The 26,383-nt window shown below is 72.3% G+C and carries 24 protein-coding genes and 4 pseudogenes; 10 read left to right on the forward strand and 18 right to left on the reverse strand.

Features of this window, described 5'->3' with window-relative positions:
• The first annotated feature begins 61 nt into the window (after nucleotides 1–61).
• Together FB476_RS08595 and FB476_RS08600 are read left to right on the forward strand one after the other, a co-directional pair.
• Entirely contained in the window at nucleotides 62–658 is a 597-nt protein-coding gene (locus FB476_RS08595; RefSeq protein ID WP_141818398.1) for an SH3 domain-containing protein, read from the forward strand.
• A 120-nt stretch (nucleotides 659–778) separates the two neighbouring features.
• Nucleotides 779–1,210 (forward strand): GNAT family N-acetyltransferase, encoded by a 432-nt coding sequence (locus tag FB476_RS08600; RefSeq protein WP_202876936.1) that lies wholly within the window; start codon nucleotides 779–781, stop codon nucleotides 1,208–1,210.
• 172 nt (nucleotides 1,211–1,382) lie between these two features.
• On the opposite strand, the gene FB476_RS08605 is transcribed toward FB476_RS08600, so the two are convergent.
• The 4 genes and pseudogenes from FB476_RS08605 to FB476_RS16455 form a co-directional block, all read right to left on the reverse strand.
• Nucleotides 1,383–1,775: an MmcQ/YjbR family DNA-binding protein gene (locus tag FB476_RS08605; protein WP_141818399.1), complete on the reverse strand. Its 393-nt coding sequence runs from the start codon at nucleotides 1,773–1,775 to the stop codon at nucleotides 1,383–1,385.
• Between the two features lie 37 nt (nucleotides 1,776–1,812).
• Nucleotides 1,813–2,592: pseudogene (locus FB476_RS08610) on the reverse strand (LLM class flavin-dependent oxidoreductase); the annotation flags it as partial.
• A gap of 755 nt (nucleotides 2,593–3,347) precedes the next feature.
• Nucleotides 3,348–3,596: pseudogene (locus tag FB476_RS08615) on the reverse strand (LLM class flavin-dependent oxidoreductase); the annotation flags it as partial.
• A gap of 34 nt (nucleotides 3,597–3,630) precedes the next feature.
• A pseudogene (locus FB476_RS16455) lies at nucleotides 3,631–3,957 on the reverse strand (DNA glycosylase AlkZ-like family protein); the annotation flags it as partial.
• Between the two features lie 335 nt (nucleotides 3,958–4,292).
• Between FB476_RS16455 and FB476_RS08625 the strand changes: the two are divergent.
• Nucleotides 4,293–4,634, forward strand: a complete 342-nt coding sequence (locus tag FB476_RS08625; RefSeq protein ID WP_141818400.1) for a single-stranded DNA-binding protein — start codon at nucleotides 4,293–4,295, stop codon at nucleotides 4,632–4,634.
• Nucleotides 4,635–4,638: 4 nt separating this feature from the next.
• On the opposite strand, the gene FB476_RS08630 is transcribed toward FB476_RS08625, so the two are convergent.
• Nucleotides 4,639–5,703 carry an acyltransferase gene (locus FB476_RS08630; RefSeq protein ID WP_141818401.1) on the reverse strand — a complete coding sequence of 355 codons (1,065 nt, stop codon included), beginning with the start codon at nucleotides 5,701–5,703 and terminating at the stop codon, nucleotides 4,639–4,641.
• 37 nt (nucleotides 5,704–5,740) lie between these two features.
• Between FB476_RS08630 and FB476_RS08635 the strand changes: the two genes are divergently transcribed.
• Together FB476_RS08635 and FB476_RS08640 are read left to right on the forward strand one after the other, a co-directional pair.
• Nucleotides 5,741–6,607: a D-hexose-6-phosphate mutarotase gene (locus FB476_RS08635; protein WP_141818402.1), complete on the forward strand. Its 867-nt coding sequence runs from the start codon at nucleotides 5,741–5,743 to the stop codon at nucleotides 6,605–6,607.
• A 13-nt stretch (nucleotides 6,608–6,620) separates the two neighbouring features.
• Entirely contained in the window at nucleotides 6,621–8,114 is a 1,494-nt protein-coding gene (locus FB476_RS08640; RefSeq protein WP_238329627.1) for an AI-2E family transporter, read from the forward strand.
• Nucleotides 8,115–8,218: 104 nt separating this feature from the next.
• Here the strand turns inward: FB476_RS08640 and FB476_RS08645 are convergent, their stop codons facing one another.
• A complete protein-coding gene (locus FB476_RS08645; RefSeq protein WP_141818403.1) occupies nucleotides 8,219–8,404 on the reverse strand; it encodes a CsbD family protein in 186 nt (61 codons plus the stop codon).
• Nucleotides 8,405–8,499: 95 nt separating this feature from the next.
• Between FB476_RS08645 and FB476_RS08650 the strand changes: the two genes are divergently transcribed.
• Nucleotides 8,500–9,891, forward strand: coding sequence for an MFS transporter (locus FB476_RS08650; protein WP_141818404.1), 1,392 nt, complete (start codon nucleotides 8,500–8,502; stop codon nucleotides 9,889–9,891).
• 83 nt (nucleotides 9,892–9,974) lie between these two features.
• Here the strand turns inward: FB476_RS08650 and FB476_RS08655 are convergent, their stop codons facing one another.
• The 9 genes from FB476_RS08655 to kdd all read right to left on the reverse strand — a co-directional run bounded on the left by FB476_RS08655 (nucleotide 9,975) and on the right by kdd (nucleotide 19,366).
• Nucleotides 9,975–10,334 (reverse strand): RNA polymerase-binding protein RbpA, encoded by a 360-nt coding sequence (locus FB476_RS08655; protein ID WP_141818405.1) that lies wholly within the window; start codon nucleotides 10,332–10,334, stop codon nucleotides 9,975–9,977.
• A gap of 296 nt (nucleotides 10,335–10,630) precedes the next feature.
• Nucleotides 10,631–11,173, reverse strand: coding sequence for an FxsA family protein (locus FB476_RS08660; RefSeq protein ID WP_238329628.1), 543 nt, complete (start codon nucleotides 11,171–11,173; stop codon nucleotides 10,631–10,633).
• The gene (locus FB476_RS08665; RefSeq protein ID WP_238329629.1) at nucleotides 11,170–11,967 is read right to left on the reverse strand and encodes a polyprenol monophosphomannose synthase; all 798 of its coding nucleotides are present in this window, start codon (nucleotides 11,965–11,967) and stop codon (nucleotides 11,170–11,172) included. Before FB476_RS08665 ends, FB476_RS08660 begins: the two co-directional genes overlap by 4 nt.
• A complete protein-coding gene (lnt, locus tag FB476_RS08670) occupies nucleotides 11,964–13,493 on the reverse strand; it encodes an apolipoprotein N-acyltransferase (protein ID WP_238329630.1) in 1,530 nt (509 codons plus the stop codon). Before lnt ends, FB476_RS08665 begins: the two co-directional genes overlap by 4 nt.
• A 380-nt stretch (nucleotides 13,494–13,873) precedes the next feature.
• Nucleotides 13,874–14,320, reverse strand: a complete 447-nt coding sequence (gene kal, locus FB476_RS08675; RefSeq protein WP_238329631.1) for a 3-aminobutyryl-CoA ammonia lyase — start codon at nucleotides 14,318–14,320, stop codon at nucleotides 13,874–13,876.
• Complete coding sequence (gene kamE / locus FB476_RS08680; RefSeq protein ID WP_141818406.1) at nucleotides 14,317–15,081, reverse strand: lysine 5,6-aminomutase subunit beta; 765 nt, start codon at nucleotides 15,079–15,081, stop codon at nucleotides 14,317–14,319. Before kamE ends, kal begins: the two co-directional genes overlap by 4 nt.
• The gene (gene kamD, locus FB476_RS08685) at nucleotides 15,078–16,685 is read right to left on the reverse strand and encodes a lysine 5,6-aminomutase subunit alpha (RefSeq protein WP_141818407.1); all 1,608 of its coding nucleotides are present in this window, start codon (nucleotides 16,683–16,685) and stop codon (nucleotides 15,078–15,080) included. The genes kamE and kamD overlap by 4 nt, the downstream gene beginning before the upstream one ends.
• Entirely contained in the window at nucleotides 16,686–18,278 is a 1,593-nt protein-coding gene (locus FB476_RS08690; RefSeq protein ID WP_202876937.1) for an amidohydrolase, read from the reverse strand.
• Nucleotides 18,275–19,366 (reverse strand): L-erythro-3,5-diaminohexanoate dehydrogenase, encoded by a 1,092-nt coding sequence (kdd, locus tag FB476_RS08695; RefSeq protein ID WP_141818408.1) that lies wholly within the window; start codon nucleotides 19,364–19,366, stop codon nucleotides 18,275–18,277. The genes FB476_RS08690 and kdd overlap by 4 nt, the downstream gene beginning before the upstream one ends.
• 82 nt (nucleotides 19,367–19,448) lie before the next feature.
• Here kdd and FB476_RS08700 point away from each other — a divergent pair, with 82 nt between their 5' ends.
• Nucleotides 19,449–20,909, forward strand: coding sequence for a KamA family radical SAM protein (locus FB476_RS08700; RefSeq protein WP_141818409.1), 1,461 nt, complete (start codon nucleotides 19,449–19,451; stop codon nucleotides 20,907–20,909).
• A gap of 116 nt (nucleotides 20,910–21,025) precedes the next feature.
• Nucleotides 21,026–23,402: pseudogene (locus tag FB476_RS08705) on the forward strand (ATP-binding cassette domain-containing protein).
• Nucleotides 23,403–23,419: 17 nt separating this feature from the next.
• On the opposite strand, the gene ybaK reads toward FB476_RS08705, so the two are convergent.
• From ybaK to FB476_RS08720, 3 genes are read right to left on the reverse strand one after another with little or no spacing between them, the layout of a single operon-like run.
• Nucleotides 23,420–23,914 (reverse strand): Cys-tRNA(Pro) deacylase, encoded by a 495-nt coding sequence (ybaK, locus tag FB476_RS08710; protein ID WP_141818410.1) that lies wholly within the window; start codon nucleotides 23,912–23,914, stop codon nucleotides 23,420–23,422.
• 37 nt (nucleotides 23,915–23,951) lie between these two features.
• The gene (locus tag FB476_RS08715; protein WP_141818411.1) at nucleotides 23,952–24,413 is read right to left on the reverse strand and encodes an Lrp/AsnC family transcriptional regulator; all 462 of its coding nucleotides are present in this window, start codon (nucleotides 24,411–24,413) and stop codon (nucleotides 23,952–23,954) included.
• A 40-nt stretch (nucleotides 24,414–24,453) separates the two neighbouring features.
• Nucleotides 24,454–24,846: a hypothetical protein gene (locus FB476_RS08720; protein ID WP_141818412.1), complete on the reverse strand. Its 393-nt coding sequence runs from the start codon at nucleotides 24,844–24,846 to the stop codon at nucleotides 24,454–24,456.
• A 34-nt stretch (nucleotides 24,847–24,880) separates the two neighbouring features.
• On the opposite strand from FB476_RS08720, the gene FB476_RS08725 reads away from it, so the two are divergent.
• Together FB476_RS08725 and FB476_RS08730 are read left to right on the forward strand one after the other, a co-directional pair.
• Nucleotides 24,881–25,837: a 5'-3' exonuclease gene (locus FB476_RS08725; protein ID WP_141818413.1), complete on the forward strand. Its 957-nt coding sequence runs from the start codon at nucleotides 24,881–24,883 to the stop codon at nucleotides 25,835–25,837.
• Nucleotides 25,834–26,382 (forward strand): SdpI family protein, encoded by a 549-nt coding sequence (locus FB476_RS08730; protein WP_141818414.1) that lies wholly within the window; start codon nucleotides 25,834–25,836, stop codon nucleotides 26,380–26,382. Before FB476_RS08725 ends, FB476_RS08730 begins: the two co-directional genes overlap by 4 nt.
• Nucleotide 26,383 lies beyond the last annotated feature (1 nt).

Consider the following 26,383-nt stretch of genomic DNA (forward strand, 5'->3'; position numbering starts at 1 on the left):
AGCGGCGTCATGAACAGCACACGGGCACCGACGACCGGAGCCCACTCAGGACAGGGGATCCATGATGATCAGCATTGCCAGCCTGGCTCTCGCGCTCGCCGCTTCGCTCCCGACGGCGGCCGCGGTCTCGACCGCTGCTCCGGACGACACCGCGGCTCAAGGACGCGAGGTGATCCAGTTCTCGATGGTCGGGGCAGATGCCGAGTCGATCCAGGTGATCGGGAGCGAGGGTGACCTGGTCCTCTGGGAGGAGGTCCTGGTTTCCGTCTACCAGCGCAGCGACGAGGCCGCCGGGACGATGCTGATGGGATCGACCGTCTACGCGTGCCCGGAGGGGACCGAGTACGGCGACCTGGCCTGCGAGTTCCGCTCGTGGACAAACCGGAACGGCTATGACATGACGGTCACCGCCGACAACGCGCTCAACGCCGTGAGCGTGTCCGGGGCTCTGGACGTGTACGACCCCGAGACCTTCGAGATCATCGGCCAAGAGGACGTCGAGCTGACCTTCACGGGGGTGGGGAAGCAGTCGAGGCTCATCCAGGACAACGGCAAGGGGTGGGAGCGCTCGTCCCTGGCAACCGGGCACATCGGGGCGGCCGCGTGGGTCGACGTCCCGTCCAGCATCTTCTCGGTCCGCTACCACTACGTGCTCTGAGTCTGTCTGGGACACGCATCACCGGGGGAGGAGCTCCACCGGAACCGTGGGCGGTCGGTCAGCGTGCCGACCGCCCACGGACGGTCCGGGAGGCCCCCGCCGCTGGCATGATGGCTCGTCGTGATCGTCGAACTGCTGCCGCCCCACACCGGACGTGCCTTCGAGGCGATGCGTGAGCTCCGGCCGCATCTCGCATCCGAGGAGGAGTTCGTCCGACGCGTGGATCAGGGGCAGCGACCTGACGGGTACCGACTGGTCTGCTCCGTCCCGGACGGCAGGGCTTCCGCGCTTGCCGTTGCTGGTTTCCGCCTCGGGGAGAACCTGGCCTGGGGCCGCCATCTCTACATCGACGACCTGTCCACGGTGCCGTCAGCACGCGGGCAGGGACACGCACGAGCCCTCTTGGCCTGGATCCACGACGAGGCGTACCGGCTGGGGTGCAGTCAGGTGCACCTGGACTCGGGCGTCGGACCGGATCGCGTCTCCGCCCACCGTCTCTACTTCAACTCGGGCTACCGCATCAGCTCGCATCACTTCAGCGCGGACCTCTGACCGCCAGCGCCGCGACTGCGACACGGTCAGGGGAGGCCTCCACGGAGGGCGGCGCTCAGCGGCCAGTCGGGGTTACTTTACATAATGTGACTTATCGGCGTTCTACACAGGAGGGCTGAGAACCTGGAAAGCCCCGTGCGACCACGTCTACCAATCCCGTCTACGGAGATCCCTAGACAGAGCCGCCCGGACGCGATCCCCAGGTCGCCAGCACCTCGTCGGCGAGCTTCTGCGGAGCCTGCACGCAGTACGACGCCACGAGCAGCTCCTCGACCTCGTCCCAGTCCGTGGCGTGGTCGATGATGAGGCCGACGGCATTCGTGCCCCAGCCGGCACGGAAGTATGGATCGCCCATCGCCTCGAAGGCTCGCACCTCGTCGGGCTCGGCCCGGACGACGAGTCGGAACTGCTGGTCCTCGCCTCCGAACAGGTGTGCGACGGTAGCGTTCCGCACCCGCCAGCGGACACCGACCCAGGCGTCCTCGCCCGTGCACTGCGGCAGGGCGGACAGGATCCGGTCGCAACGCTGCACCCACTCGTCGGGCACCGGGGGTCGTTCCGCCATGGCACCGTCCTAGCACGCCGCGCCGACAACGCAGGACTCAGCGCCAGCCGAGCCCCGGAGCGACGTGCTCGACCACTGACCGCAGCAGGTGGGCGTTGTAGTCGACGCCGAGCTGGTTCGGGATCGTGAGCAGCAACGTGTCTGCCGCGGCGATCGCCTCGTCCTCGGCCAGCTGCTCCACGAGCTGGTCCGGCTCCCCCGCATAGGTCTTGCCGAAGCGGGCCTTCCCGCCGTCCAGGAAGCCGACCTGGTCCTGGCTGCGGGTCTCCAGACCGAACAACCGTCGGTCGAGGTCGTTCACGATCGGGAAGATGCTGCGGCTGACCGACACCCGCGGCTCCCAGCCGTGGCCCGCCTCGGCCCAGGCGTCGCGGAAGAGCTGGATCTGCTCGGCCTGCAGCCGGTGGAACGGCACGCCGGTGTCCTCGGTGAGCAGGGTCGAGCTCATGAGGTTCATGCCCTGCTGGGCCGTCCAGATCGCGGTCGCGCGCGATCCGGCGCCCCACCAGATCCGGCGGCGCAGCCCAGGCGAGTGCGGCTCGAGCCGCAGCAGCCCTGGAGGGTTGGGGAACATCGGCCGTGGGTTGGGCTCGGCGAAGCCCTCCCCCTCCAGCACCTCGAGGAAGCGCGCGGTGTGACGACGGGCCATGTCGGCGTCGGTCTCCCCCGGCTCCGGCACGTGGCCGAAGTACTCGTAGCCCTTGATGACCTGCTCGGGCGACCCACGGCTGATGCCCAGCTGCAGCCGGCCTCCGGAGATCAGGTCGGCAGCCCCGGCGTCCTCGACCATGTAGAGAGGGTTCTCGTAGCGCATGTCGCGGTTGTGACGTTGGCGGGCGAAACGTTGACCTGTAGGCCCGGGACGTGCGTGCAGCGTCGTCGCCGATGCTCAAGCGGCGCTACCCCGACTGAATATGCGGTGCCATGTCAGTGCGTGACGTGAAAGAATGGCTTGCCTATGCTGCTTATAGTTTCTGGCGCATCCGGAGTGGGTAAGACCACGGCCCGACTGAACGCCGCTCCGCTGCTCGGCCCGCAGTTCGAGCCGGTCGAGCTGGGATGCTTCGGCCCCGTCCCAGCCACTCCTACAGTGGCATGGCGGCAGGAGACGGTGGAACGAATCGCCCAGCACGCGATCGAGCTGGACGCAGTCGGCCGACACGTTCTCCTCGCGGGCGATCCAATCCCTGCGGGAGAAGCTCTCGCAGTTCCCTCCGCCGACAGGCTCGATATCGCTGTCTGCCTCCTCGACGTGTCAGAGGCCGAGCAGAATGCTCGGCTTGATACGCGCCACGACCCGCCGGAGATGCGACATCTCCACCTCGCGTTCGCCGAGTGGATGCGTCGACACGCGGTCGACCCGACGCACCTCACCGAGGTGGTCACAAATGACTCATGGCCCCGAATGCAGTGGGATCGGTGGGTCGGGGCAGACGTTTCCGAGCGATGGGCCATGTCAATCATCGACGGATCGGCTCTGTCTCCAGAAGAGACAGGCGCGGCCATCGCACAGTGGGCCCATGCCGCTACCTCAGGCCGGGCTCCCGTCTTCAGCGCCGGCTGGTTCCGCTAGCGCATGTCGATCACGCCCGTGCCCAGCTCGATCCGGCTGGTCCGGGCGGCGGCGGCGGCCAGGAGCGGGAACGGCGAGGCGAGCTGCCGCGCGAAGTGGTGCACCCGGAAGTAGGCGCCGTCGGCGCCGACCTCCTCGGCCGCCACGGCCAGCTCGACCGACTGCAGCAGCGCGTCCGCGGCGGAGCGGACCATCGACTGCTCGTGCGGCGTCCAGTGCCCGAACGAGAGGAACCCGATCTTCTTCACGACGGAGTCAACGCCCTGCACGCCCGGGCATTCCTCAGCGCTCCCGGACGAGCTCCAGCTCGAGCATCCCGGCCAGGCTGCGCAGCTCGCGCTCGACCGCCTCGCTGCGGGTGCGGCTGAACGGCTCGTCCTCGTGGACCGCGTGCACCACGAACCGTCCGGTGCGGTGGTCCGCGGTCGAGTCGACCTTGCCCACGAGCCGGCCGCCGTCGAGCACCGGCAGCGCGAAGTAGCCCCAGCGTCGCTTGGCCGCCGGCTTGTACATCTCCAGCTGGTAGTCGAACTGGAACAGCTCGGTCATGCGCTGGCGGTCGAAGACCAGCCGGTCCAGCGGCGAGAGCAGCGCGACCCTCCCCCTGCAGGTCCTCCGGACGGTATGCGGTGCCGAGCCGGCTCCAGCAGACCAGGTCGACGTTGGGCGCGACGCGGTCGGTCAGGTCGACCTGCATCGACGTCAGGTGCCGGAGCATCTCCAGCAGGTCGGTGGGCCTTGGCGAGGACAGCAGCTGCGCCCGCACCGCGATGCGGCGTGCGTCCCTGCGGCTGAGCTCGAGCATGCTCCCGACCCTAGACCCGCCACCGGACACGATCGGTCCTCAGCGGGGTCGTCCACACCGGGCCCGGCCGCCCGCACCGGTGTCCACAGCCCGTCACGGACCCCTCCCCTCCCCCGCCGCCGACCGGCAGGGTCGGGTCATGGCAGCACGGACGGCGGCACCGGCCAACGAGGTGCATCTGGTCGGACGCGTCAGCGGCGAGCCGGCGGCGCGGACGCTCCCCAGCGGCGACGAGCTGGTGCAGTTCCGCCTGGTCGTGCCACGGGAGGGGCGTCGGGAGGACGGGGGCCGCACGCGCGTCGACACCATTGACATCGCCTGCTGGGCCGCCGGCGTCCGCCGCACGGCCGGCCGCCTGCCCGACGGTCAGGCGGTCGAGGTCCTCGGGCAGCTGCGACGGCGCTTCTTCGCGGCCGGCGGTGGTCGTGCGTCGCGCTACGAGGTGGAGGCCACGCAGGTGCGGCGGGTGGAGCTGGAGTGAGCAGCTACAGGACCTGCCGCACGACGGGGGCCCGTCGCAGGAGCAGCACGAGGACCGTGGTGACGACGCCCACGACCAGGGCACGCCCGAGCAGGACCGGCCACGTCGCGACCGGCTCCCCGAGCAGCCCGAGGTCCAGGCCGACCATCAGCACCAGGAAGTGCAGCGCGAAGATCCCCATCGTCGCCGTCGCCAGGGGATGCACCACCCGCACCACCCCGGGACCGGCGAGCACCGCGAGCGCGCCACCGGGCCGGACCGTCGTCTGGGCCAGGAGCAGGACGAGCACGCAGAGCACGGCGACGGAGGGCCCGTAGTAGTGCGCGCCCACCCAGGTCTCCAGCCAGGCAGGGGCCTTCGGGTTCTGCCACTGCCAGACGAGCAGCCCCGTCAGACCCAGCACCGCAGCGACCGCCGGAGCGACCCACCGGCGGGGCAGCACGACGCCGTGCAGCGCCTCACCCATGAGGTAGGCCCCGAGGTAGGGCAGCCACCAGGTCCAGGCGACCGTCGCCAACCCCACCGGCTCCCCGTCCGGGCCCAGGGGCCAGGTCGAGAGGACCGGCACCATCCAGAGCCCGGCCGCCGCGAGCACCCTCGCCGTCCGGGAGGCGCGCGCGACCCACGGCACCAGCAACGGGGTGAGCAGCGAGAGACCGAGGACGATCCACAGGAAGTACAGGTGGGGTGCGACCGAACCGGTCAGCACGTCCTCGAGCGCCGCCCGCGGGCCCCGCCACCAGCCCTCCTCCGCGGAAGCCCGGTAGGCGACGTACACGGCGTTCCAGACGACGATCGCGGGCAGCAGCCGCAGGGCGCGGCGGCGGAGGTAGTGGCCGTCGCCGCGGTAACGGTCGGGGTCGAGCGAGACGGTCCCCGCGAGCATGACGAAGACCGGCACCGCCCAGAGGAACGCCAGGTCCAGCGCCCGGGCGACCCAGCCGTCGACGGTCGTGGTCGACCCTGGTCCGCTCGCCGTGGCGCCGGTGACGTGGACGAGCACGACGCCCGCGATCGCGACGACGCGCAGCCAGCTGATCCACGCCAGCGGCTGTCGGGGTGCGGACATGGCGGCCACGATGCCACGCGACGCCTAGCCTGGGGAGATGAGCGAGACCGCGCCCACGCTGGTGCCCCACGTCCACGAGTCCGACCGATCCCGCCTGGTCGCCTACGACCACGGCGCGCACCTCGTCGAGTGGACGGTGGACGGGCGGCGGGTGGTGTGGGTCAGCGACGAGGCGGTCCTCGACGGCTCCGCGCCGATCCGCGGCGGCGTGCCGATCTGCTTCCCGTGGTTCGCCGGCGGTCCGCAGGACGACCTCACGCCGTCCCACGGCGTGGTGCGCACCGCGACGTGGCGTCCGACCGAGACGGACGGCGCCGAGGTCTGGGCCTGGGAGCTCGACTCCTCGGACGTGATCGAGGCTCCGGGCGCCGAGCACCTTCCCGGACCCTTCCGGGCCCGCTACGCGGTCGCCCTGGAGCAGGAGGACGGCACCGAGACGCTCGTCCTGCGCCTGCGGCTGACCAACACCGGCCCCGACGACTACCGCGCCGAGGCGGCCCTCCACACCTACCTGGCCGTCGACGACGTCCGCCAGGTCCGGGTGCTCGGGCTCGAGGGCGCCGGCTACCTCGACAAGGTGACCGGCGAGCACGAGGTCCAGGACGGTCCGGTCACGATGGAGGGTGAGACGGACCGCGTCTACGAGCGCAGCGGGCCGGTGACCCTGGCCGACGCCGACGGGCGGGCGCTCCTCGAGCTGCGACCCGGCGGCGCCGCGCAGACCGTCGTGTGGAACCCGTGGGCCGACCAGGCCGTCCGACTGGCCGACCTCGGGGACGAGGAGTGGACCCGCTTCGTGTGCGTCGAGACCGTCGCGCGCGGCGAGCGGGCGCTCACCCTCCGGGCGGGCGACACGACGGAGGTCTCCTGCCGGATGGTGCCCCTCCTCTCCCCCACCGCGTGAAAAGGTGAGCGACGTGACTGACAGACCCTTCGATCCCGAGCACGCCGACGCGTCCCCCGAGCTGGTGGTCGGCCGTGACGCGACCGGCCGCACCTACGTCGAGCGCGCCGAGACGGTGCCCACCCCCGGCGCCCACCCCGACCAGGTCGGCGGGGTCGACCGCGGCGCACTCATCCTCGAGAGCCTCAAGGGCGCCGCCGCCTGGGCGTGGCGCTTCCTCCTCCTGGCCGCCGCCCTGGCCGTCCTCTTCTACGTGCTCGGCAAGCTCTGGGTCGGCGTCCTGCCGCTGCTGCTCGCCCTCATCGTCAGCACCGTGCTCTGGGGGCCGGTCCGCTTCCTCACCCGTCGCGGATGGCCCTCCGGACTGGCCGCGGGCCTCGTCCTCCTCCTCGGCCTCGGCGCCTTCGTCGGCAGCCTCGCGGCCATCGCGCCGGGCATCGTGGCCCAGGGCCAGGACATCGTGAAGCAGGCGAGCCAGGGTCTGCAGCAGATCCTCGACTGGGTCGAGGGCCCGCCCCTGAACCTCAAGAACGAGCAGGTCAGCGAATACGTCGACCAGGCCAGCGACTGGCTGCAGCAGCAGTCGGCCAACATCGCCTCCGGGGTCCTCACCGGTGTCACGACGGCCGGCTCGCTGCTGGTCACCCTGGCGATGGTCCTGGTGCTCACCTTCTTCTTCCTCAAGGACGGCGAGCGGTTCGCGCCGTGGGTGCGCCGCTTCACCGGACCGACCGCCGGGATGCACCTGACGGAGGCCCTGGCCCGGATGTGGGTCACCCTGGGCGGCTTCATCCGCGCCCAGGCGCTCGTCTCGCTCGTGGACGCCGTCTTCATCGGCATCGGCCTGCTCATCCTCGGCGTGCCGCTGGCCTTCGGCCTAGCGCTCATCACCTTCTTCGCGGGCTTCATCCCCATCGTCGGTGCCGTGACCGCCGGTGCCCTCGCGGTCCTCGTGGCCCTCGTCTCCGAGGGCTTCGTCACGGCGCTGTGGGTCCTGGCCATCGTCCTGGCCGTGCAGCAGATCGAGGGCAACGTGCTCTCCCCGATCCTGCAGAGCAAGGCCATGGACCTGCACCCCGTGATCATCCTGCTCGCGGTCGCCGCCGGCGGCACCCGGTGGGGCATCGTCGGGGCCTTCCTGGCCGTGCCGGTCACGGCGACCGTGGTCAGCGTGATCCGCTACGCCAGCGAGCAGCTCGACCTGCGCACCGGCACCGTCCGGGCCGACGAGCTGCGGCAGCTCACCCCCGAGGGGCAGCGTGCCGCCGTCCTCGCGGAGGAGGCCGCCCCCGTCTTCCAGCTCCGGGCCCGCCAGGCCCACGAGAGGGTGGAGCAGGAGCGCACCGTCGCCAAGCAGGACCGGGTCCGACGGGCCGGCTCGCTGGCCGCCGCCTTCCGCGAGCGGGTGCTCCGCAGCCGGGCCCAGCACGTGCCCTCCGACGACACGCCGGTCACACCGTCCACGGCGCACGAGGCGAGCTCCCCGCCGGAGGACGACCGCTCCTGAGCACGCGAGAGGCCGGTCGGGCGTTCTGCCCCGACCGGCCTCGCTGCGTCTCCCCAGCCCGCGCTCACCGTCCGTCGCGGACCCCCGGGGGAGACGGGTCCGCGTCAGTCGCCCGTCGCGTCGTTCCAGGCGTCCTTGACCTTCTCCCCCGTCTGCTTGACGTCGGCCTGCACCTGCTCGGAGCGGCCTTCGGCCTCCATGCGGTCGTTGTCGAGGGCGTCGCCGAGGTGTTCCTTGCCCTGACCCTTGGCGCCCTCGGCGGCGTTGCGGATCTTGTCACCCAGTCCCATGATCACTCCTGTCGGTGGGTTGCGGACTGTCCACTCTTGGTCGACCCGCCCGTCGCTGCAACCTGAACCGGCCCGACCGTGGCACGCTCTCCCCCATGACGACCACGAGCCAGGTGCTGCGGGCCGATCCCGCCGTCGAGCGCACCCGCGGCCACCAGCGGGCCTGGGGCTGGTACGACTGGGCGAACTCCGCCTACGTCACCACGACGGGCACCGTCCTCATCAGCCCCTACCTGACCTCCCTGGCGCGCAACGACGCCTGCCCCGACCTCGCCGCCGGCGAGACCTGCGACGCGATGCTGTCCATCCTCGGCGTCCCGGTCGCCGTCGGCTCGCTCGCGCCCTACACGATCACGGTGGCGACCATCGTCTCGGCGCTCGTGCTCCTCTTCGTCGGCGCCATCGCCGACCGCCACCCACGGCCCGTCTGGCTGCTCGGCGGTCTGGCCTGGACCGGTGCCGCCGCCGCCTCCCTGATGTTCTTCCTCGAGGGCACCAACTGGCAGCTCGGCGTGCTGCTCATCGTCATCGCCAACCTGTGCCTGGGTGCCTCGACGGTCGTCTACGACGCGCTGCTCAACCGCATCGCCCATCCCGACGACCGCGACAAGGTCTCCTCACGGGCCTGGGCGCTGGGCTACCTCGGCGGCGGCCTGCTGCTCGTGCTCAACCTCGTCGTGCTGCAGACCTACGAGAGTCTCGGCCTGTCCTACGGCATGGCCATCCGCCTGTCGCTGCTCTCGGCCGGTCTGTGGTGGGCGGTCTTCACCCTCATCCCGGTCATCGGCCTGCGCCGCATCCGCGGCACCACGGCCGTCCCGGTCGAGCGCGACGCCGGCGTCGTCGGCGGCACCATCAGCCAGCTGCGCGACACCTTCGGCGAGGTGCGCCGCTACCCCCACACGCTGACCTTCCTGCTCGCCTACCTGTTCTTCAACGACGGAATCCAGACGGTCATCACCTCGGCCAGCCTCTACGGCACCGAGGCACTCGGCTTCGACACCGCCCAGCTGACGATCACCATCCTCGTGGTGCAGTTCGTCGCCTTCTTCGGCGCGCTCTTCTTCGGGTTCGTCGCAGGACGGATCGGGGCCAAGAAGACGGTCCTCGGCGGCATCGTCATGTGGACCCTGGTCGTGGCCTTCGCCTACTTCGTGCCCCGCGGGGCCTTCACCATCTGGCTGATCTGCGCGGTGCTCATCGGCACCGTCATGGGCGGCACCCAGGCGCTCTCCCGCTCCCTCTACTCCCAGCTCGTGCCCAAGGGCCGGGAGTCGGAGTTCTTCAGCTTCTACCAGGCGATGGAGCGCGGCACGAGCTGGTTCGGAAGCCTGGCCTTCGGCCTCACCTACCAGCTCACCGGCTCCTACCGGCCGGCGATCCTCGTCACGATCGTCTTCTTCGTCGTCGGCGGGCTCATCCTCACCCGGGTGCGGATGCGCGAGGGCATCGCGGCGGCAGGCAACGAGCAGCCCCGCATCGTCTAGGCCCCGCGCGCCCCGGGCAGCACGACGACCCCGGTCCTGCCAGGCAGGTCCGGGGCCGTCGGTGCGTTCGGGGGGTGCGTCCGTCAGGCGGTGCGCTTGCGGCTGGGCTTCTCGCCACGGCTCGTGCGCAGCAGCTCCAGACGCTCCTCCAGCAGCTCCTCGAGCTCGGGGATCGAGCGGCGCTCCAGGAGCATGTCCCAGTGGGTGCGCTGGGGCTTGGTCGCCTTGGCCTCCGGCTCGGGGCCGTCGACGAGCTTGGCGTCCTTGCCGCAGCGGCACTCCCACAGCGAGGGGATCTCGGCCTCGACCGAGAACGGGAGCTCGCTGATGTGGCCGTCCGGGCACACGTAACGGGTGATCTGGCGCTCGCTGAACGTGACCCCCTCGTCGCTCTCGAAAGACAGCCAGCTCAGGTTCGTGCCGCGCAGGGACCTCTCAGCCATGTGCACTCCAATCGTGTCCAGGACACGGAAACTTCGTGTGGTCGGTCGAACTGTGACGTCACGGGGTAGAACGCCCCCCGTGGCCACCATGTTCCCGTCCGGTGCGCGCGAGCAGAACCGGAGAGAACCGGACGGCGCGCAGAGAATGGGAGAACCTCCACGATAGCGAGGTCCGACGATAAGGGCCAGTCGAGCAGGTGGGGGCGGGTATGTCGTGCACGGCGCCGCGCGCGCCGCCCGCCACCTCCGCGGACACCGGGTGGGAACTTCCCCCGAAGGGGTGTGGCCGCGGGGCGTCAGGCCTCGAGGCGCCCCCGGCCCTCCTCGGGACGGGTTCCCGGCGCCGGCTCCTCGGCGATGATCTCGCCCTCGATCACCACGCCCTCCGCACCGGCGGAGGTGCGCCGGTAGCTGGCACCGGCGGTCGTGGCGCCGAGCCGGGCGGCCTGCCGCGACACGACCCAGGTCAGCAGCCTGCGCGCCGCCGGGCGGGTGATGGGCAGGACGAGCAGCAGCCCGAGGACGTCGCTGAGGAAGCCCGGCAGGATGAGCAGGAAGCCGCCGAGGGCGACCAGGATGGCGTCGGTCGCCTCGCGCGCCGGCATCCGGCCCGTCTGCACCGCCTCCTGCAGCGCCCGCACCGTGCGTCCGCCCTCGCGGCGGGACAGCCAGGTGCCCAGCAGCGCCATCGCCACCAGCAGGCCGATGGTCCACAGCACGCCGATGGAGCGGCCGACGGCCACCAGCACGACGATCTCCACCAGGGGCAGCAGGATCACGGCCGCGAGCAACCAGCGCAGGATGCCGACACGGCGCCGGGGCGCGGGTCCAGGTGTCACAGGTCCTCCTCAAGGTGGTGCCACCCCGTCGAACGTCCGACCCGCCCCAGGCGTTCCCGCAGCTGGCGGGAGCGGCGCTGCACACCCCATACCCCGACGCGGACCGCGGCCTCGCGCACGATCGAGTCGTCCATCTTGGAGGTGCCGACCTCCCGCTCGACGAACGCCACCGGGACCTCGACCACGGTCAGGCCGCGGTCGAGGGCGCGCAGCGTCAGGTCGACCTGGAAGCAGTAGCCCTGCGAGGCCACCGCGTCGGTGTCCATCTCCCCCAGCGCGGACAGCCGGTAGACACGGAAGCCGGCGGTGGCGTCGCGCACCGGGATGCCGAGCGCGAAGCGGGCGTAGGTGTTGGCGCCGACGCTCAGCGCGCGACGGTGCGCTGGCCAGTTGTGCACCGACCCGCCCGGCACCCAGCGCGACCCGATGACCACGTCGGCGTCCGCGGCGGCGGCGAGCAGCGAGGGCAGCTGCTCGGGCTGGTGCGACCCGTCCGCGTCGATCTCCACGACGGCGTCGTAGCCGCGCTCGCGCGCCCAGCGGAAACCCGCCAGGTAGGCGGGGCCCAGGCCTTGCTTGCCCGCCCGGTGCAGCACGTGGACCTGCGGGTCGTCCGCGGCCAGCCGGTCGGCGACCTCGCCGGTGCCGTCGGGGCTGTTGTCGTCGAGCACGAGCACGTCGGCGGTGGGCACCGCGGCGCGCAGCCGGCGGACGATCATCTCCACGTTGCCGACCTCGTTGTAGGTGGGCACGCAGACGCACACGCGCTCCAGCGCGGGTCGGCTCCTGGTCACCGGGGCAGCCTATGTGCCGGACCCCGCCCGGCCCCCAGCAGCATCCCGACCAGGACGACCGCCAGGGCGGTCGGCACGACCCACGGCCCGGTGCGCACGGCGAGGGTCTCGGCGGTGCGCAGCGGCAGCTCGCCCAGCAGCGTCGCCTCGGTGTAGAGCCCGGTCCGCTCGTGCACCTCGCCGTCGGGGGTGATGAGGCCGGAGACGCCGACGTTGCTGATGTGCACGACCGACCGGCCGTACTCCACCGCGCGCACCCGCGAGGCGGCCAGGTGCTGGACCGACTGGTCGCCCTCGCCGAACCACGCGTTGCTGGTGGGCACGACGAGCAGCTCCGCTCCCCCGGTCACCGCGTCGCGGATCGCGGGGTCGACGACGACCTCGAAGCAGATCGCCAGCCCGAGCGTGACGGTGCCGCCGTCCGGCAGCGGGACGGCCATGACACCCGGCTCGGTGCCGGGCACGAAGTCGGTGATGCGGTCGACCCAGGGGCTCAGGTGCCGCATGAGCGGTCGCAGCGGCATCACCTCGCCGAAGGGCGCGAGGTAGACCTTGTCGTAGGTCTGGTCCAGCCCCTCCCCCGGCAGGTAGCTGAGCTGCATGTTGAAGGGCGCCTCGCCTCCCCGGCGCGAGGTGGCGCCGAGCACCACCGGCACGTCGACGTCGTCGACCGCGGCCATGACGCGGCGCTCGACCTCCTCGCCGCGCGTGGGGTGGAGGGGGTCCAGGTCGCTGGCGCCCTCGGGCCAGAGCACGACGTCGGGGCGCTCGACCTCGCCGTCGCGCACCTGCTGCGCCAGTGCGGCGGTGCGGTCGGTGTAGCGGCGCAGCATCGCGCCCGGCTCGGCGCTCAGGGTGCGGGTGAAGCCCTCGGGCAGGTCGCCCTGGACGGCGGCGACCGACAGCGGCTCCCCGTCAGTGGGCCGGGGCACCAGCGCCGGGGCGAGGGTGAGCGCGACCGCCGCGAGCACGGCGCCCACGGCGCGCGGCACGGCGACCCGGCGCGGGTCCAGCAGGCGCTGGGCCGCGACCGCCAGCAGGCCGCCGACGAGGGCCACGAGGAAGCCGAGACCGGTCACCGCGGCGAGCGAGGCCACGCCGAGCATCGGCGAGTCGGCCTGGCTGAAGCCCAGCCGCGCCCACGGGAAGCCGCCGAAGGGCGTGACCGCACGGGCGTACTCCATGAGCACCCACGCGGCGGCGCCCACGAACGGACGCACGGCCCCGCCGCGCTGCAGGAGCGCGAGCACGATCCCGAGCCCCGCCGGATAGAGGGCGGAGGCCACGCTCATGGCCAGCCACGGCGCGGTGCCGGCGTAGGTGCTCGCCCAGACGAACATCGGGGCGAACCACGCCAGCCCGAGGAGCAGGCCGCACAGCGCGCCGACCCACCAGCGGGCGCCGGCCGTGGCCAGCCCGAGGGCCGCGCACCCGACCGGGGCGAGCCACCACACGTCATACCCCGGGAACGCGAGGAGGAGCGCCACTCCCCCGAGCAGCGCGAGCATGAGGCGGTGGGGCAGCACGCGCCCAGCCTACGGCGTGGGTGCGGCCTCCCCGACGCATCCCGCGGCCGCATCCAGGGCCTGGGAGGGGCCGGTGCGGCGGCGGAGGGGGCGGCCGGGCCCCGCTGCACCTTTGGGGCCGGTCCGCGGCGGCTGGAGGCCGCCCACGGGTCCGTTGTCTACTCGGTGCGCGGGGCCCTGGCACCCCCTGGTACGTCTTCGACGTGTCACGGGGACGCCCCCGAAACTATGGCCGCGGAGCGGCCCGTGTCAACCGCCCCCTGACCTGCACGGACGGGGAAATGCGCAGGTCAGGGCCCGGATCGGCAGATGTGACCCATCAGTCACATCTGCCCCCCGGCGTGTCGCTCCCGACACGCCGCGGGGACGGCGACGGAGCGTCAGCCGGCGGCCGGCGGCACCACGACGGTGCCGCGGGCCCGGGTCGCGACGACGGGCGGGTCGAGCACGTCGGCGGCCGAGGCGCCCCGGGCCGGGTCGTCGGCGCCCCGGGCGGTGACGAGCACCTCGAACTCCATCTCGCGGCTGCGCGAGCCGACCCGCACCAGCCGGGCACGGACCTCCAGGCAGTCGCCCGCGCGCACCGGCGCGAGGAACTGCACGTCGGAGTAGGAGGCGAACAGGCCCTCGTCGCCGTCGGTGCGGATGCACAGCTCGGTCGCGACGTCGCCGAAGAGCGCCAGGCTGTAGGCGCCGTCGACGAGGTTGCCGGCGTAGTGGGCGTGCGAGTAGGGCACGTAGCGGGCGTGTGTCACGCCCATGCCCACGGCGGCGGGACGGGCGGCCGGCTCCGGGGCCGGGCCGGGGCTGACGGGGGCGGGGCTCATGCGCTGGTCCTCTCGGTGCGGGCAGGGCCGGTCAGGGCGTGGACGAGGTAGGAGGCGACCTCTCCGGGGGTGGTCCCCCGGCCGAAGATGCGGTCGACGCCGAGGGCGTCGGCGGAGCCCTCCTCGAAGCGCGGGCCGCCCGCGATGAGCAGCGGCACCTTCCCGGCCGGATAGGCCTCGCGGAAGGCGGCCGACATCTGCGTCACGTTGTGGATGTGCGCGTCGCGCTGGGTGACCACCTGGGACACCAGCACCGCGTCGGCCTTCTCCTCGCGGGCACGCTCGACCAGGTAGGGCACGAGGACCTGGGCGCCGAGGTTGACCACGTGGATCTCGGAGTAGTACTCCAGGCCCTTCTCGCCGGCGAAGCCCTTGATGTTGAGGATGGCGTCGATGCCGACGGTGTGCGCGTCGGTGCCGATGCAGGCGCCCACCACGACCAGCGGGCGGCGCAGCTTCTTCTTGATCGCGGCGTTGACCTCCTTGGCCGACAGCAGCGGGAAGTCGCGCTCGACGACCTGCACCTGCGAGAGGTCCACCAGGTGGGTGACGCTGCCGTAGACCACGAAGAAGGTGTGGGACGGGCCCATCGCCTTGGCGTGCACCAGCAGCGCGGGCGACAGGCCCATCTTGCCGGCGAGCTGCAGGGCGGCGCCCTCGGCACGCTTGTCGTGCGGCACGGGCAGCGTGAAGGACACCTGCACCATGCCGTCGCCGGTCATGTCGCCGTAGGGACGGATGACGGTGGGCTGCTCGCTCATCGGGCACCCTCCTCGAGCATCGTGATCGCCGGGTTGTCGTAGTCGTCGGCGCGGCGGGCGACGCCCTCCAGGCCCTTGCCCTTGTCCTTGGGCCGCTTCATGAGCCCGAAGGTGCCGTCACCGATGGCCTCCAGCAGGGGGGTCGAACCCTTCGGCGCCTTCTCGTCGGTGATCCGCTCGAGCAGGTCGACGGCCTCGGAGAGCACCTGGCGGGCGCGGGTCTGGATGAAGCCGTCGCGCGGCGGGTGGAAGTCCTCGGTGAGCCCGCCGGCCGCCCGCTGCACGTAGCGCACGTTCTGCAGCGCCAGGTCGCGGTCGGACAGGAAGGGCGTGACGACGGCCTCGGTCATCATCCCGACGAGCAGGATCGACTGGCCGGTCATCGCGCCGGCGAGGTTGAAGAAGCCGTCGAGCAGGTAGCCCTTGAAGATGTCGCCGGTCATGTGCTTGGTCGGCGGCATCCACTTCAGCGGCGCGTCCGGGAAGAGCTGGCGCGCCAGCAGCGCGTGGGCCAGCTCCATCCGGAAGGAGTCCGGCAGGTCGGGGTTGATCTCGAAGGCGTGACCCAGGCCCAGCTGCCAGTCCTCGAGGCCAGCCTCGCGGCCGAAGTACTCGTTCATCAGCTGCGAGACGGTCACGGTGTGCGCCGCCTCGACCGCGTCGGCGGTCGTGAGGTAGTTGTCCTCGCCGGTGTTGATGATGATCCCCGCGCGGGCGTGGATCTGGCGCGAGAAGCGCTGGTCGACGAAGGTGCGGATCGGGTTGATGTCGCGGAAGAGGATGCCGTACATCGAGTCGTTGAGCATCATGTCGAGCCGCTCGAGACCGGCCAGCGTGGCGATCTCGGGCATGCACAGGCCCGACGCGTAGTTGGTCAGCCGCACGTAGCGGCCGAGCTCCTTGCTCACGTCGTCCAGCGCGGCCCGCATGAGCCGGAAGTTCTCCTGCGTGGCGTAGGTGCCCGCGAAGCCCTCCCGGGTCGCGCCCTCGGGGACGAAGTCGAGCAGCGACTGCCCGGTGGACCGGATCACCGCGATGATGTCGGCGCCCTCGCGGGCCGCGGCCTGCGCCTGCGGGATGTCCTCGTAGATGTCGCCGGTGGCGACGATGAGGTAGACCCAGGGACGCTGCGGCGGGTCGCCCAGCCTGGTGATGAGCTTCTCGCGGGTGGCGCGCTGGCGGTCGATCTGCTTCAGCCCGCCCCGGACGGCGGCGCGGGAGGCGCGCCGGGCCGCGGACAGCTCGCCACGGCGCTCGGGCATGCGGAAGGTGACCGAGCCGGCCGAGGCCTTCTGGGCCAGGGTCAGCAGGTCGGGGGCCTCCTCGCGGCGCAGGGCGTCCCAGACCGGCGTGGTGACGCCGTGCTCCAGGCCGACCTGGTCGCGGACCGCGTCGACGAGGTGGTTGACCCACGGCACGCGCTCGTGGTCGGCGCCGGTGAGGCCGGCCAGGCGCAGCGTCGCGCGCTCGACCGAGACGGTGGTGTGGCTGCGCGCGATGTCCACGACCGGCTTGCCGAGACGCCGGGCCAGCGTGCGCGCCTTGCGCACGACTCGCGGGTCCAGCTCCAGGCGCGGGGGCGGGGCGACGGTGGTGGGGCTCACTCAGGCTCCTTCTCGCTGGTATGCGGTGCGGCCCGACACGACGGTGCGTCGCGCCACGGGCAGGGGGTGGTCGGGGGCGTCGAGGACGGGCAGCCCGTCGGGGCCGGTCTCGACCGGCCCCCCGGCGCCGTCGTCCCAGACGACGTAGGTGGCGGGAGCGCCGGCGACGAGCTCGCCGCCCTCCAGGCCCGCGAGCTGGTAGCCGGCGCGGGTGTGGGCGTGCACGGCCTCGGCGACTGTGAGCCGCTGCTCGGGGTTGTGGTGCCAGACCCCCGCACGGACCGCGGCCCAGGGGCCGAGCGGGGTGACCGGGCTGTCGGAACCGAGCGCCAGGGGCACGCCCGCGTCGAGCAGGGTGCGCAGCGGCACGGCCCGCAGGGCGCGCTCGATGCCCAGGCGGGCGGCATACATCCCGTCCTCGCCGCCCCAGAGCCCGTCGAACATCGGCTGCACGCTGGCCCAGATGCCGAGCTCGGCCATGACCGAGACGACCTCGGCGTCGGGCAGCTCGACGTGCTCCCAGCGGTGGCGGCACGCACGCACCGCCTCGACGCCGACCACCTCGGCCGCGGCGCGGAAGCCCTCGGCCATGGTGCGCAGCGCGGCGTCGCCGATGACGTGGCCCCCGGCCTGCAGGCCGGCGCGGGTGCAGGCGATCGCGTGGTCGCGGACCTGCTCGACGGTGAGATAGCCGTAGCCGGTGTGCGGCTGCTCGGCGTAGTGCTCCTGCAGGTGCGCGGTGAACGAGCCGAAGGATCCGTCGGCGCACAGGTCGCCCGCCAGGCCGAGCACGCCGAGGAACTCCGCCACCTCGGAGGCGGTGGCCGGGTCGTCGGCGAGCTCGCCCCAGTAGGTGACGACGTCGGGCACGCCGGGCCGGCGGCCGACCTCGAGCACGTGGCGGATGTCGTCGTGGCTGGTCAGGTGGGAGGCGCCGGTCTCGTGGAGCAGGGTCAGGCCGCGGCTCGCCGCCGAGCGCAGGGCGAGGTCGAGGTAGCGCTCGCGGTCGACGTCGGTGATCGCCGAGGTGAAGGCGTTGGTGACGGCGGCGAAGGCATCCCGGCGGACGACGCCGACACCGTCCCAGCCGTCGAGGTCGCGGACGCGCGCGACCGTGGCCATCGCGCTGGAGACGCTGGCGGAGTGGGCGTCCACCCGGGGCATGTAGACCACGCCGCCGTAGGTGGCGCGGTCGAGCTCGGCGGCGGTCACCGGCCGCTGCTCGACCCAGCGGGTCTCGTCCCAGGAGTGGGCGTAGATCGGGCGGCCACGGGTGCGGCGGGCGGCCTGCTCGACGAGCGAGAGCGCCTCGGCGACCGAACGCGTGCCGGACAGGTCGACCCCGTCCAGGCCCTGCCCGGTCATGGTCAGGTGCACGTGGGCGTCGCTGAAGCCGGGGGTGACCAGCGCGCCGTCGAGCTCGACGACCTCGTCGGCGTCGTCGGCGCGTGCCTCGGCCTCGGGACCGACGGCCAGGACGCGGTCGTCGTCGACGAGCAGGGCGGTGGCGACCGGCGCGGCCGGGTCGGCGGCGGTGGCTGGGGACAGGATCGACGGCGTCAGGACGACGCCGCCGCGCAGGAGGGTCTTCACGCCTGCCCAGTGTCCTCGTCCGCGAGCCGCGACTCGAAGAGGGCGCGCAGCGTGTCGTCGCCGCGCACCAGCTCCAGGGCGTAGTCGGCGTGCCCGGGCGTGTAGCCGTTGCCGACGAGCATGGTGACGTCGGCGGCCAGGCCCTCGGCCCCGAGCGCCGCGGCGGCGAAGTTGGTGGCCATCGAGAAGTAGATGACGGTGCCGCCCTGCGCGGTGACCAGCAGCGCCGGCTGCTCGCACCCGGGGACGTCCACGCACACGACGGTGACGTCCACCGCTCCCCCGGCCGACTCGACGGCGGCCTGCAGGCCCAGCGGCGAGCGGGCGTCGGCCAGCACGATCTCGTCGGCGAGCCCGGTGCCGCGGAGCAGCTCGGCCTCGCGCTCGAAGGGCACGACGGCGACCCGGCGGCCGGCACCGGCGTCGCGCGCGGCCGCGAGCGACAGCGAGCCGGACTTGCCGGCACCGCCGAGCACGGCGACCGAGGGCACGTGGCCCCGGGCGAGGTAGCCCTCGACGACGCGGCGGACCAGGGCCGGCGCGCCGCAGACGTCCATGACCATGAGCGAGAGCTCGGGGTCGAGGTCCTCGGGCAGGACGGCGGCGATGGAGCGGCCGAAGAGGATTGCGTGCCCCTGCGCGGGCACGCGCTCGGACATCCCGTCCCAGGAGGCGAGGCCGTCGGTGATGGCCAGCGGGGTGAGCGAGAGGGAGACGAGGGTGGCGACGCGGTCACCGACCTGCAGTCCCAGGGTGCTCTCGGGGCCGACCTCGGCGACCGTGCCGATGAGCATGCCGCCGGAGCCGGTCACCGGGTTCTGCATCTTGCCGCGCTCGGCGACGATGTCCAGGACCTCCTGGCGCACCGCGGCGCCGTCGACCCCGTCGGGGCCGGTGTGCTTCTCGCGCAGCTGGCGGTAGGAGGCGGCGTCGAGGTTGAGCACCTCGACGTCGATGCGCACCTCGTCCAGGCCGATCTCCGGCGAGGGGTCGAGGCGGCGGGCCGTCTGGGGCAGGGTGACCTGCTCCCCCGAGGGCTCGAGCACGCGGTGCACGCCGAACGGGGAATGGGGGGTGGTGGCGGGCATCTGTCCTCCTGATCGCCGGTTTCGCCGGACATCTTCCGTTGATACTTCACATTTCCGGGATGATGTCCGTATCCTGCCATGCATGAGTGTCGAGATCGAGCAGCCCTACGTCTACCAGCGCCGCGAGATCGTCGAGCCTGACTGGACCCGGTTCCCCGGCTGGCGGGAGATCACCGCGGACCAGTGGCGCGACGTCCAGTGGCAGCGCGTCAGCTGCGTGAAGAACATCCGTCAGCTGCGCACCGTGATGGGCGACCTCCTCACCGAGGAGTTCTACGCCGACCTCGAGCGCGACCAGGCCGAGCGCGCGACCATGTCGATGCTCGTCCCGCCGCAGATGCTCAACACCATGGTCAGCGAGGTGACCTGGGCCGAGGGCCGGATGCCGGCCGCCGGCGAGGAGTTCACCCGCGCGTTCTACGCCGACCCCGTGCGCCGCTACATGCTGCCGGTCTTCTCCGACCGCCGCACCGACTGGGCCTCCCACCCCTACGCGGCGCGCGACTCGCTCCACGAGCACGACATGTGGGTGGCCGAGGGCCTGACCCACCGCTACCCCACCAAGGTGCTGGCGGAGATGCTGCCCACCTGCCCGCAGTACTGCGGCCACTGCACCCGCATGGACCTCGTCGGCAACTCCACCCCGACGATCACCAAGCTCAAGCTCGCCGGCAAGCCGGTCGACCGCCACCAGGCGATGCTCGACTACCTGCGCTCCAACCCGGGCGTGCGCGACGTCGTCGTCTCCGGAGGCGACGTGGCCAACATGCCGTGGAAGAACCTCGAGGCCTGGCTCGACCAGCTGCTCGAGATCGACTCCATCCGCGACGTGCGCCTGGCCACCAAGGCCCTCATGGGTATGCCGCAGCACTGGCTCGCCCCCGAGACCGTCGAGGGCGTGGCCCGGGTCGCGCAGAAGGCGCGGGCCCGCGGCGTCGGCCTGGCCATGCACACCCACGTCAACGCGGCCCAGTCGGTCACGCCGCTGGTGGCCGAGGCCTCGAAGGCGATGCTCGAGGCCGGCCTGCGCGACGTCCGCAACCAGGGCGTGCTCATGCGCGGCGTCAACGACACCACCGAGCAGCTGCTCGACCTGTGCTTCGCGCTCTCCGACGAGGCCATGATCACGCCGTACTACTTCTACATGTGCGACATGATCCCGTTCAGCGAGCACTGGCGCGTCTCGCTCTCCCAGGCGCAGCACCTGCAGCACTCGATCCTGGGCTACCTGCCCGGCTTCGCCACGCCGCGCATCGTCTGCGACGTGCCGTTCGTCGGCAAGCGCTGGGTGCACCAGGTCGACACCTACGACACCGAGCGCGGCATCTCCTACTGGCGCAAGAACTACCGCACCTCGATCGAGGGCGAGGACGTCGACGTGACGAGCGCCGAGTACGTCTACTACGACCCGATCGACACCCTGCCGCCCTCGGGCCAGGAGTGGTGGCGCCAGCACGCCGCCGAGCAGCAGCCGGGCGCCGACCAGGCCGCCTACGAGCAGGCGCGCGCCTCGCACGCCGCCTCGGTGGACCAGCTGGCCTGAGCCGCCCCGCCCCCGCGGCGCGTACGGCATACCTGCGGCCCGTCGTCCCCTGCCCGGGGACGGCGGGCCGTTCGGCACCCCCCCGCCGTCGGACCCCGCGTGTAGGTTCGGGAACCGTGACGACCTCGACCCACCCCGCCGACAGCCACGACCTCATCACGGTCCAGGGAGCTCGCGAGAACAACCTCCAGGACGTCAGCGTCCAGCTGCCCAAGCGGCGGCTCACGGCCTTCACCGGCGTGTCCGGGTCGGGCAAGAGCTCGCTGGTCTTCGAGACGATCGCCGCCGAGTCGCAGCGGATGATCAACGAGACCTACTCGACGTTCGTGCAGGGCTTCATGCCCACGCTCGCCCGCCCGGACGTCGACGTGCTGGAGGGCCTGACGACGGCGATCATCGTCGACCAGGAGCGGATGGGAGCCAACATCCGCTCGACCGTCGGCACCGCGACCGACGTCAACGCGATGCTGCGCATCCTCTTCAGCCGGCTCGGGGAGCCCCACGTCGGCAGCGCCAAGGCGTTCTCCTTCAACATCGCCTCGGTCTCCGGCGCGGGTGCCGTCACCCTCGAGAAGGCCGGCAAGAAGGTCAAGGAGCGCCGGGAGTTCAGCATCGCCGGCGGCATGTGCCCCCGCTGCGAGGGCACCGGCAACGTCACCGACTTCGACCTCACCGCCCTCTACGACGCCTCCAGGAGCCTCGCGGAGGGGGCACTGACGATCCCGGGCTACAGCATGGACGGGTGGTACGGCCGCATCTACCGGGCGTCCGGCTACTTCGACCCCGACAAGCCGATCGCGCAGTTCACCGAGACCGAGCTTCACGACCTCCTGCACCGGGAGGCGACGAAGATCAAGGTCGAGGGGATCAACGTCACCTACGAGGGGCTGATCCCGCGCATCACCAAGTCCTTCCTGTCCAAGGACCGGGAGGCGATGCAGCCGCACATCCGGGCCTTCGTCGACCGGGCCGTCACCTTCACGACCTGCCCCGACTGCGACGGCACCCGCCTCAACGAGCGGGCGCGTTCGTCCAAGGTCCGGGGCATCAGCATCGCCGACGCCTGCCGCATGCAGATCAGCGACCTGGCGGTCTGGGTGCGCGAGCTCGACGAGCCGTCGGTCGCGCCCTTGCTCGCGGGGCTGCGCGAGACCCTCGACAGCTTCGTCGAGATCGGCCTGGGCTACCTCTCCCTGGAACGCCCCACGGGGACGCTCTCCGGCGGTGAGGCCCAGCGCACCAAGATGATCCGCCACCTGGGGTCCTCGCTGACCGACATCACCTACGTCTTCGACGAGCCGTCGATCGGCCTGCACCCGCACGACATACGACGGATGAACGACCTGCTGCTCCGGCTGCGCGACAAGGGCAACACCGTGCTCGTCGTCGAGCACAAGCCGGAGATGATCGCGGTCGCCGACCACGTCGTGGACCTCGGTCCCGGGGCGGGCACCGCCGGCGGTCAGGTGGTCTACGAGGGGACGGTCGAGGGGCTGCGCGCCAGCGGCACCCTCACCGGGCGCCACCTGGACGACCGCGCCCGCCTCAAGGACACGGTGCGCGAGCCCACCGCTGCGCTGGAGATCCGCGGGGCCTCGACCAACAACCTGCAGGACGTCGACGTCGACGTCCCGACCGGGGTCCTCGTGGTCGTGACCGGTGTCGCCGGCAGCGGCAAGAGCTCCCTGATCCACGGCTCGCTGGCCCGCAGGGAGGGCGTGGCCGTCATCGACCAGACCGCGATCAAGGGCAGCCGCCGCAGCAACCCGGCGACCTACACCGGCCTGCTCGAGCCGATCCGCAAGGCCTTCGCCAGGGCCAACGGCGTCAAGCCGGCGCTCTTCTCCCCCAACTCCGAGGGGGCCTGCCCGGTCTGCAACGGCGCCGGGGTCGTCTACACCGACCTGGCGATGATGGCCGGCGTCACCACCCCCTGCGAGGAGTGTGAGGGCCGCCGCTTCCAGGCCGCTGTCCTGTCCTACACGCTCGGGGGCCGCAGCATCGGCGACGTGCTGGAGATGCCGGTCCAGGAGGCGGAGGCCTTCTTCTCCGAGGGCGAGGCCCGGATCCCCGCGGCGCACACGATCCTGCAGCGCCTCGTCGACGTCGGCCTGGGCTACGTCACCCTCGGTCAGCCCCTCACCACCCTCTCCGGCGGGGAGCGCCAACGCCTCAAGCTCGCCGCGCAGATGGGGCGAGAAGGCCGAGACCTACATCCTCGACGAGCCGACGACCGGGCTGCACCTGGCGGACGTCGAGAACCTGCTCGGCATGCTCGACCGGCTCGTCGACTCCGGGCGCTCCGTGGTCGTCATCGAGCACCACCAGGCGGTCATGGCGCACGCCGACTGGATCGTCGACCTCGGCCCCGGGGCCGGGCACGAGGGGGGACGGGTGGTCTTCGAGGGCACACCGGCCCAGCTGGTCGCGGACCGTTCCACGCTCACCGGGCAGCACCTGGCCGACTACGTGGGCGCGACCGGCCCGGCCTGAGGCCCGGTCGTCCCGGCTCAGGCCTCGCGCGCGACCGGCGCGGTGCTCCCCCGGGTGACCTTCACGAGATCGCCGGGCGCGAGCTCGATGTCGAGCCCGCGCTTGCCGCCGCTGACCAGGATCGTCGCGTGCTGCAGGGCGGAGGCGTCGAGGATGGTCGGGAGGGCCTTCTTCTGGCCCACCGGGCTGATCCCGCCGACGACGTAGCCGGTGACGCGCTCGGCCACCGCGGGATCGGCCATCGTGGCCTTCTTGGCGCCGAGGGCGGCCGCGACCGCCTTGAGGTCCAGCAGCCGGTCGACGGGCACGATGCCGACGCCGAGGCCCTTGTCGGTGTCGACGAGCAGCGTCTTGAAGACCCGCTCCGGTGGCACGCCGAGCGCGCTCGCCGCCTCCAGCCCGTAGCTCGTCGCCGCAGGGTCGTGCTCGTAGGCGCGCACCTCGTAGGCGATGCCGGCGCGGTCCAGGGTCACGGTCGCGGGGGTCCCGCCCGAGGTCCTCTTCTTGGCCACGAGGACGAGGGTAGGGCCAGCCGCGCGGCCGCGGACGTCAGGGGGTGCCGTCGTCGACGGGCAGCGCGCCGAGCCGGTCCTCCCACGGCGTGGAGAGCACGATCGTGGTGGTCGTCGAGCACGAGCCCTGCTGACGGATGCGGGCCAGCAGCTCCTCCAGGTCCTGGGGCCGCCCGACGCGGATGAGCAGGATGTAGTACTCGTCGCCGGCGACCGACCAGCAGGCCACGATCTCGTCGATGTCGGCCAGCCGCTCCGGGATGTCGTCGGGCGCCGAGGGGTCGAAGGGGGTGACCGACATCAGCGCCGTCATGGGCAGCCCGACGGCCGGGTAGTCGACGACGGCCCGGTAGCCCTTGATGATCCCCCGCTCCTCGAGCCGCTTGACCCGCTGGTGCACCGCCGAGGTCGACAGACCCACCTGCCGGCCGAGGTCGGCGAAGGAGATCCGGCCGTCCTGGGCCAGGATCTGCACGATGTGGCGGTCGAGGGGCTCCATGGCGATCAGCGTAGTTGCCTTCGGACCGTAGCGGTGCAGGTCAGGACCGGTCGGGGGCGGCGGGCACGTGCGGGTTGCTGCCGCGACGCAGCGAGAGCCCCCAGCCGAGCACGGAGAGCAGCAGGGCCGGCGCGAACCACCAGGTCTGCGAGCCGGGTGCGAGGACGACGGCCGCCGCCTGGGCGAGCAGGAGGAGCCCGGCGCGCACGTGCCACCGCCCGGTGCAGATCGCCACGCCCAGGGCGGCGAGGACCACCAGCGTCGGCATACCGAGGGCGACCACCGCACCGAGATCCGGCTCGGGGTCGCGCTCGAGGGGGTTCTCCCCTGCGGCGCTGTCCCAGAGCGGGCCGAGGAGGAGCAGCGCGGCGGCGACGAGCGCGGCCAGCGCCCCGGCCCACGCGAGCCGCTCGGCGAGTCGGTTCCCCAGCACGTCGTCACGCTAGCAGGGCCTACCCTGGGGCCTCATGAGCGCACCGGACGACCTCGCCAGCCCCCGCAAGCTCCTCCTCCTCGACACCGCCTCCCTCTACTTCCGGGCCTTCTTCGGCATGAAGGACCTGCGCGAGGCGCCGGACGGGACACCGACCAACGCCGTGCGCGGCCTGCTCGACATGATCAGCACGCTGGTGACCCGCTTCTCCCCCGACGACCTGGTCGCCTGCTGGGACGACGACTGGCGGCCGGAGTTCCGGGTGCGCGCGATCCCTTCCTACAAGGCCCACCGTCTGGTCGAGGGCACCGAGCACTCCGAGCAGACCCCGCCCGAGCTGGAGGTGCAGGTCCCGATCCTGCGGCGGGCGCTGGAGTCTTTCGGCATCCCGGTCCTCGGCGCGCCGGGCTACGAGGCCGACGACGTCATCGGCACCCTGACGGCCCGGCACCGCGGCCGGGGGCCCGTCGCCGTGGTCACGGGCGACCGCGACCTCTTCCAGCTGGTCGACGACGAGGCCGGCGTGACGGTGGTCTACACCGCCCGCGGTGGCGTGCGGGACGCCGAGGTGGTGCGGGAGTCGGACCTGAGAGAGCGCTACGGCGTGGCGGGCGGCCGGGCCTACGCCGACATGGCCGTGCTGCGCGGCGACACCAGCGACGGGCTGCCCGGGGTCAAGGGCATCGGCGAGAAGACCGCCGCCCAGCTCATCGCCCGCTACGGCACGCTGGAGGGCCTGCGCGAGGCCCTCGCCTCCGGCGACCCGAAGCTCAAGGGCGCCCGACGGGCCAACCTGCTCGCCGCCTCCGACTACCTCGACGTGGCACCGGAGGTGGTCCTGGTGGCCGCCGACGCCCCCGTGGCCGACGTCCCGCTCGCCCGGCCGAGCGAGATCGCCGACCCCGAGACGCTGCAGCAGCTGGTCGAGACCTACGACCTGGGCAACCCGGTCGCCCGGCTGATGAAGGCCCTCGACCTGAGGCCGGCGTGACGGCCCACGACGCCGGCCGCACGGGCCGCACCGGTGCCCTGCTCCTGGCGGTGTCGACCGCGCTCTTCCTCGGGGCGTGGCTCTGGGCGTGGGTGGTGCTCCCCGCGGACGGCGTGGTGCAGCACATCGGGCCCGACGGCCCCGACCGGACGGGGAGCCGGGGCGGCCTGCTCTGGCCGCTCCTGGTCTTCGGGCCGGTGGTGGTCTGCGGCCTGCACTGGCTCGTCGCGGCGATCGTCCGGTCGGGGGACGGCACCGGCCTGAACTACCCGCACAAGACCTACTGGCTGGCTCCCGAGCGGCGCGAGGCCTTCCGCCGCCGGGTCGTCGGCGAGTTCGACGTCTTCCTCGCGGCCACGATGCTGCTGCTCGTGGTCGTCCTCGTCGAGGCCGTGCGGGTCACCGACGACCCGGGCTCGCGCAGCCTGATGGTGCCGACGCTCGTGGCCTACGGCCTCTTCTGCGTGTGCTGGGTGGTGTGGCTGCTGCGACGCTCGCGTCCGCCGGCGGACGACACCCGCGTCCCGACCCGCCGGAGGCGCTGAC

It is taken from the genome of Ornithinimicrobium humiphilum (assembly GCF_006716885.1).
Lineage (GTDB): Bacteria > Actinomycetota > Actinomycetes > Actinomycetales > Dermatophilaceae > Ornithinicoccus > Ornithinicoccus humiphilus.

Excerpts from the sequence above, each read along its gene's own strand:
- FB476_RS08595 (WP_141818398.1), top strand. The coding sequence starts at position 62 with ATGATGATCAGCATTGCCAGCCTGGCTCTCGCGCTCGCCGCTTCGCTC.
- FB476_RS08605 (WP_141818399.1), bottom strand. The coding sequence starts at position 1,775 with ATGGCGGAACGACCCCCGGTGCCCGACGAGTGGGTGCAGCGTTGCGAC.
- FB476_RS08625 (WP_141818400.1), top strand. The coding sequence starts at position 4,293 with ATGGCAGCACGGACGGCGGCACCGGCCAACGAGGTGCATCTGGTCGGA.
- FB476_RS08630 (WP_141818401.1), bottom strand. The coding sequence starts at position 5,703 with ATGTCCGCACCCCGACAGCCGCTGGCGTGGATCAGCTGGCTGCGCGTC.
- FB476_RS08635 (WP_141818402.1), top strand. The coding sequence starts at position 5,741 with ATGAGCGAGACCGCGCCCACGCTGGTGCCCCACGTCCACGAGTCCGAC.
- FB476_RS08645 (WP_141818403.1), bottom strand. The coding sequence starts at position 8,404 with ATGGGACTGGGTGACAAGATCCGCAACGCCGCCGAGGGCGCCAAGGGT.
- FB476_RS08650 (WP_141818404.1), top strand. The coding sequence starts at position 8,500 with ATGACGACCACGAGCCAGGTGCTGCGGGCCGATCCCGCCGTCGAGCGC.
- FB476_RS08655 (WP_141818405.1), bottom strand. The coding sequence starts at position 10,334 with ATGGCTGAGAGGTCCCTGCGCGGCACGAACCTGAGCTGGCTGTCTTTC.
- kal (WP_238329631.1), bottom strand. The coding sequence starts at position 14,320 with ATGAGCCCCGCCCCCGTCAGCCCCGGCCCGGCCCCGGAGCCGGCCGCC.
- kamE (WP_141818406.1), bottom strand. The coding sequence starts at position 15,081 with ATGAGCGAGCAGCCCACCGTCATCCGTCCCTACGGCGACATGACCGGC.
- kdd (WP_141818408.1), bottom strand. The coding sequence starts at position 19,366 with ATGCCCGCCACCACCCCCCATTCCCCGTTCGGCGTGCACCGCGTGCTC.
- FB476_RS08700 (WP_141818409.1), top strand. The coding sequence starts at position 19,449 with ATGAGTGTCGAGATCGAGCAGCCCTACGTCTACCAGCGCCGCGAGATC.
- FB476_RS08715 (WP_141818411.1), bottom strand. The coding sequence starts at position 24,413 with ATGGAGCCCCTCGACCGCCACATCGTGCAGATCCTGGCCCAGGACGGC.
- FB476_RS08725 (WP_141818413.1), top strand. The coding sequence starts at position 24,881 with ATGAGCGCACCGGACGACCTCGCCAGCCCCCGCAAGCTCCTCCTCCTC.